General features: G+C 73.4%; 4 protein-coding genes. 3 read left to right on the forward strand and 1 reads right to left on the reverse strand.

Annotation, left to right across the window (positions count from 1 at the left end):
- Positions 1–59 precede the first annotated feature (59 nt).
- Entirely contained in the window at positions 60–2,315 is a 2,256-nt protein-coding gene (locus ACFUK0_RS39690) for an MMPL family transporter (protein ID WP_380258871.1), read from the reverse strand.
- A 190-nt stretch (positions 2,316–2,505) separates the two neighbouring features.
- Here ACFUK0_RS39690 and ACFUK0_RS39695 point away from each other — a divergent pair, with 190 nt between their 5' ends.
- The 3 genes from ACFUK0_RS39695 to ACFUK0_RS39705 all read left to right on the forward strand — a co-directional run bounded on the left by ACFUK0_RS39695 (position 2,506) and on the right by ACFUK0_RS39705 (position 3,862).
- Positions 2,506–2,766, forward strand: a complete 261-nt coding sequence (locus ACFUK0_RS39695) for an AAA family ATPase (protein WP_380258873.1) — start codon at positions 2,506–2,508, stop codon at positions 2,764–2,766.
- Positions 2,767–2,882: 116 nt separating this feature from the next.
- The gene (locus ACFUK0_RS39700; protein WP_380258875.1) at positions 2,883–3,566 is read left to right on the forward strand and encodes a hypothetical protein; all 684 of its coding nucleotides are present in this window, start codon (positions 2,883–2,885) and stop codon (positions 3,564–3,566) included.
- Between the two features lie 50 nt (positions 3,567–3,616).
- Complete coding sequence (locus tag ACFUK0_RS39705; protein WP_380258877.1) at positions 3,617–3,862, forward strand: hypothetical protein; 246 nt, start codon at positions 3,617–3,619, stop codon at positions 3,860–3,862.
- Positions 3,863–3,970 lie beyond the last annotated feature (108 nt).

Raw genomic sequence — 3,970 nt, forward strand, 5'->3', positions numbered from 1 at the left:
GGGCCGCCCGGCGCTGGTGCCGGGGCGGCCCGCGGTCGGGCGGTCGGCCTGCGGCCGGATTACCGGCTCGCCTGTGCCGGTTCCCTCTCGGTGTGGTCGGGGGCGGGTGCCCGCTCCTCGCGGTGGTGGTCGAGGCCTTCACCCTCGACGTCGACGCGCGGCAGGATGCGGTCCAGCCACTTCGGCAGCCACCAGGCCTTGTCGCCGAGGAGGGCGAGGACGGCGGGCACGATCGTCATCCGGACGACGAAGGCATCCAGGAGGACGGCGGTGGCCAGGCCGAACCCGATCATCTTGATCATCGAGCCGCTCTCGGTGATGAAGCCGGAGAACACCGCGACCATGATCAGTGCGGCGGCGACCACGACCCTGGCGCTGTGCCGGAAGCCGGAGACCACGGCCTGCCGGGCGCTCTCGCCGCGGGTGTAGGCCTCGCGCATCCGTGAGACGAGGAAGACCTCGTAGTCCATGGCCAGGCCGAACACGATGCCCACCAGGAAGATCGGCATCAGGCTCATGATCGGGCCGGTCTGCTGGACGCCGAACAGGGACGCGAGGTGGCCCTGCTGGAAGACCAGCACCACCGTGCCCAGCGCGGCGAGCACCGAGAGCAGGAAGCCAAGCGCTGCCTTGAGCGGCACGGCGACGGAACGGAAGACGACCAGCAGCAGCACGATCGCCAGGCCGACGACCACGACGAGATAGGGCACCAGGGCGGACTGGACCTTGGCGGCGACGTCGATGTTCAGCGCGGTCGTGCCGGTGACCTTGAACGTCGCGGAGGTGCCGGTTTCGAGGGCGGGGCGCTCGGCGCGGATGGTGGTGACCAGGGTCTTGGTCTTCGCGTCGGTGGGGCTCGTGGTGGGGGTGGCCTGGAACACGGCGGTGTCGCCGGCCCGGTTGAAGTTCGCCGGCGAGACGGACACGACCCCGGGGGTGTGGGCGATCTTCTCGCTGATCGCGTTCACCGCCGCCTTGGGGTCGGGGGCGCCCTTGGCGTCCACGACGACGGTCAGCGGCCCGTTGAAGCCGGGGCCGAAGCCCTCGGCGAGCGCGTCGTAGGCGCGGCGCTGGGTGGTGGAGGTGGACTTGGCCTCGTCGCCGGGCATGCCGAGCTGCAGGCTCGCGGCCGGGACGGCGAGGGCGCCCAGGCCCAGGACGGCGAGGATCAGGACCGGCAGCGGGCGGCGCAGTACGAACCGGGCCCAGCGGGTGCCCAGGTTGCCCCGGCCCGATTCCTGCTCCCCGTCCGCCGGGGCGGCGGCCGGGGTGTGCCGGCCGTTCTTGAGGGCCTTGCGGGCGCTGCGGGAGAGGACGGCGTTGGGCCAGAACGCCAGGCACGCGGGGACGAGGGTCAGCGCGGCCAGTACGGCGACCGCGACCGCGCCCGCGGCGGCCAGGCCCATCTGCGTGAGCATCGGGATCCCGACGACGGACAGGCCCGCCAGGGCGATCACCACGGTCAGGCCGGCGAAGACCACCGAGGAGCCGGCGGTGCCCACCGCCCGGCCCGTCGCCTCCTTCGGGGAGCGGCCCCGGGCGCGTTCCTCGCGGTAGCGGGACACAACGAACAGCGCGTAGTCGATGCCGACCGCCAGGCCCAGCATCATGCCCAGGGTGCTGGTCTCCGAGGACAGGCCCAGCGGGTTGGCGAGCAGCATGATCGCGAACAGGCTCACGGCGACGCCGACGATGGCGGTCAGCAGCGGCAGCCCGGCCGCGGCCAGCGAGCCGAAGGTGATCAGCAGCACCACGGCCGCCACCGAGATCCCGATGATCTCCGCCACGCCGCTCAGGCCCTCGCCGGCCTCCATCGCGGAGCCGCCCGTCTCCACGGTCAGGCCGGCCGCGCGGGCCTGACCGGCGGCCTGGTCCACCGCGGTGCGGCTGTCGTCGGTGATGTCGCCGGAGGGCACCTTGTAGGTGACGGTGGCGTACGCGGTGGAGCCGTCCTTGCTGACCGCGTCCGACTCGAACGGGTCCGCGACCGCGGCCACCTGCGTACCGCCGGACAGCGACTTCACCGCCTCCTCGACCGCGGCCCGGTTGTCGGTCGCGGTCACCTGCTGCCCGTTCGGGGCGACGAAGACGACCGTCGCCCCGGCGCCGTCGGCGCTCGCGCCGGGGAAGCGTTCCTGCATCAGGTCGTACGCCCGCTGGGACTCGATGCCCGGCATCGAGGAGTCCCCCTTGGAGGCTCCCGGCGCGGTCAGTCCGCCCACGCCGACCGCGGCCAGCACCGCCAGCCACAACAGGACCACCAGGCCCCGGCGCCGAGCCGCCCAGCGGCCCAGCCGATAGAGAAAAGCTGCCACGTCAGGGCCTTCCGTATCCGTCGTCCGATAACCACTCCAGACTCGCCCGCAAGACCCCGCCCGGTCGTCCCCCAGCTACGGGCACTCCCGCCTACCGAAACCGCAGTACAGCTACCGCAACCGCAGTAGAAACCACCGATGCCGCGCTCCTGCTCGCCAGACGCGACCCCAAAAACCTGCACACAACAACTTGGCAGGGAACAACACCTCGCTGGCCTCTCACCACAGGGCGCAGCTGGTGGAGCTGGCGCACCAGCACGGGCGCCGTGTGGTCGCCGTGCACTGCGACGCCCCGCTGCCTCTTTGCATCGAGCGGAACCAGGCCAGGCCGGTCGAGCGGCGGGTGCCGGAGGACGTCCTGCGCCGCCAGCACCGCATGGCCCGCTCCGCCCGCGAGTTCCTCGCCGGCGAGGGCTTCGACGAGATCAGGGAGCACCGCACCGGGCACTGACGTTGCCCACCGGCCTGCGCCCCGCCCCCGGCATCCGGCCGGGTGACGGGGTGCTCCGGTGGGCGGCGCGGCTGCCCGGCCGACACCACCCCGCCCGGCACGAGGAGATCCGTCCCATGAAGTTCTGGAACAGTCCCGACCACCGCATCGCCGACACCGAGCACAGCACTTTGACGTTCGACGACGGTCAGGTGCTCGTCCTCGCCGACTGGCAGGTCACCGAGGACGCCCCCGACGCCGACGGCCGCGTCTGGGCCCGCCTTCGCGGTTGGGCCGCCAACACCACCGGAGGCGGCGTCTTGGGCGACCCGTACATCCTGGCGGTCGAGGCCGGTCCGGCGCAGCTCGTGCGCGCCTACCTGCGCGGCCGCGCCCCGCTCGCCGACCTTCCCGTCCATGTCGACGTCAAGGCCGTCGGCGGGCCCCACCCCGGCACCTGGGACCACCCGGGCTACCTGTGCACCGTTTCCTGGCTGGCGCGGCGCGTCGACCATGACGGCCGGCCGGTCCCGGAGACGGAGGTCGGCCTCACCCGCTGGACCGACCCCGCGACCGGCCGCGAGCACGACCTGACCATCGCCCACCTTCCCGAGGGCCAGGCGTACAACCCGCTGGGATTCACCTGGCGGCACTTCGGGCGCTGGCACCTGGGCGTGCCGCTGCTGCACCCGGTCTGGGGTGACCACCGCACCCCCGCCCACGGCCTGGACCACGGCAGCCCCATCACCGACGGCCACTGGGTCCCGGCCACCGAGGCCCCCGCCGCCGCCGACCTGGCGGCCGCCCGGAACAACCGCTAGCCGCCGCAGCCACCCGCCCGGCGGCCCCGTACGAGGCACCAGGGAGAGCGATGGACACCGACGACACCACGGCAGCCGCCCCGCAGTACCGCGCGAACCTCTCCGACCTCGACACCCTCGCCGCCCGATGGGCCGCCAGGCGCGACGGCCGACCCATGCCGCCCCTCGACCAAACGGGCCGCCAGGCCCTCATCCGAACCCTCACCGAAGCCGCCGCCCAAGGCGCCGCTCTCGACCCCGAGGCCGCCCACCTCGCCCAGACCCGCGCCGACCAGCTGCGCGCCGGGCTGCACTGACCACCCGACATCCACCACACCCCCGGCCCGGCCCGCACCCCTGCGGGCCGGGCCGACCTCACCCACGCACAACCCCCCCCTGACCCTCGTCCCGATTACCCACCGTGG

The organism is Kitasatospora sp. NPDC057223 (genome assembly GCF_042669755.1).
In the GTDB taxonomy this organism is placed as follows: domain Bacteria; phylum Actinomycetota; class Actinomycetes; order Streptomycetales; family Streptomycetaceae; genus Kitasatospora.

Bases quoted from the DNA above. Each gene is read 5' to 3' on its own strand.
- ACFUK0_RS39705 (WP_380258877.1), top strand. From the start codon at position 3,617: ATGGACACCGACGACACCACGGCAGCCGCCCCGCAGTACCGCGCGAAC.
- ACFUK0_RS39700 (WP_380258875.1), top strand. From the start codon at position 2,883: ATGAAGTTCTGGAACAGTCCCGACCACCGCATCGCCGACACCGAGCAC.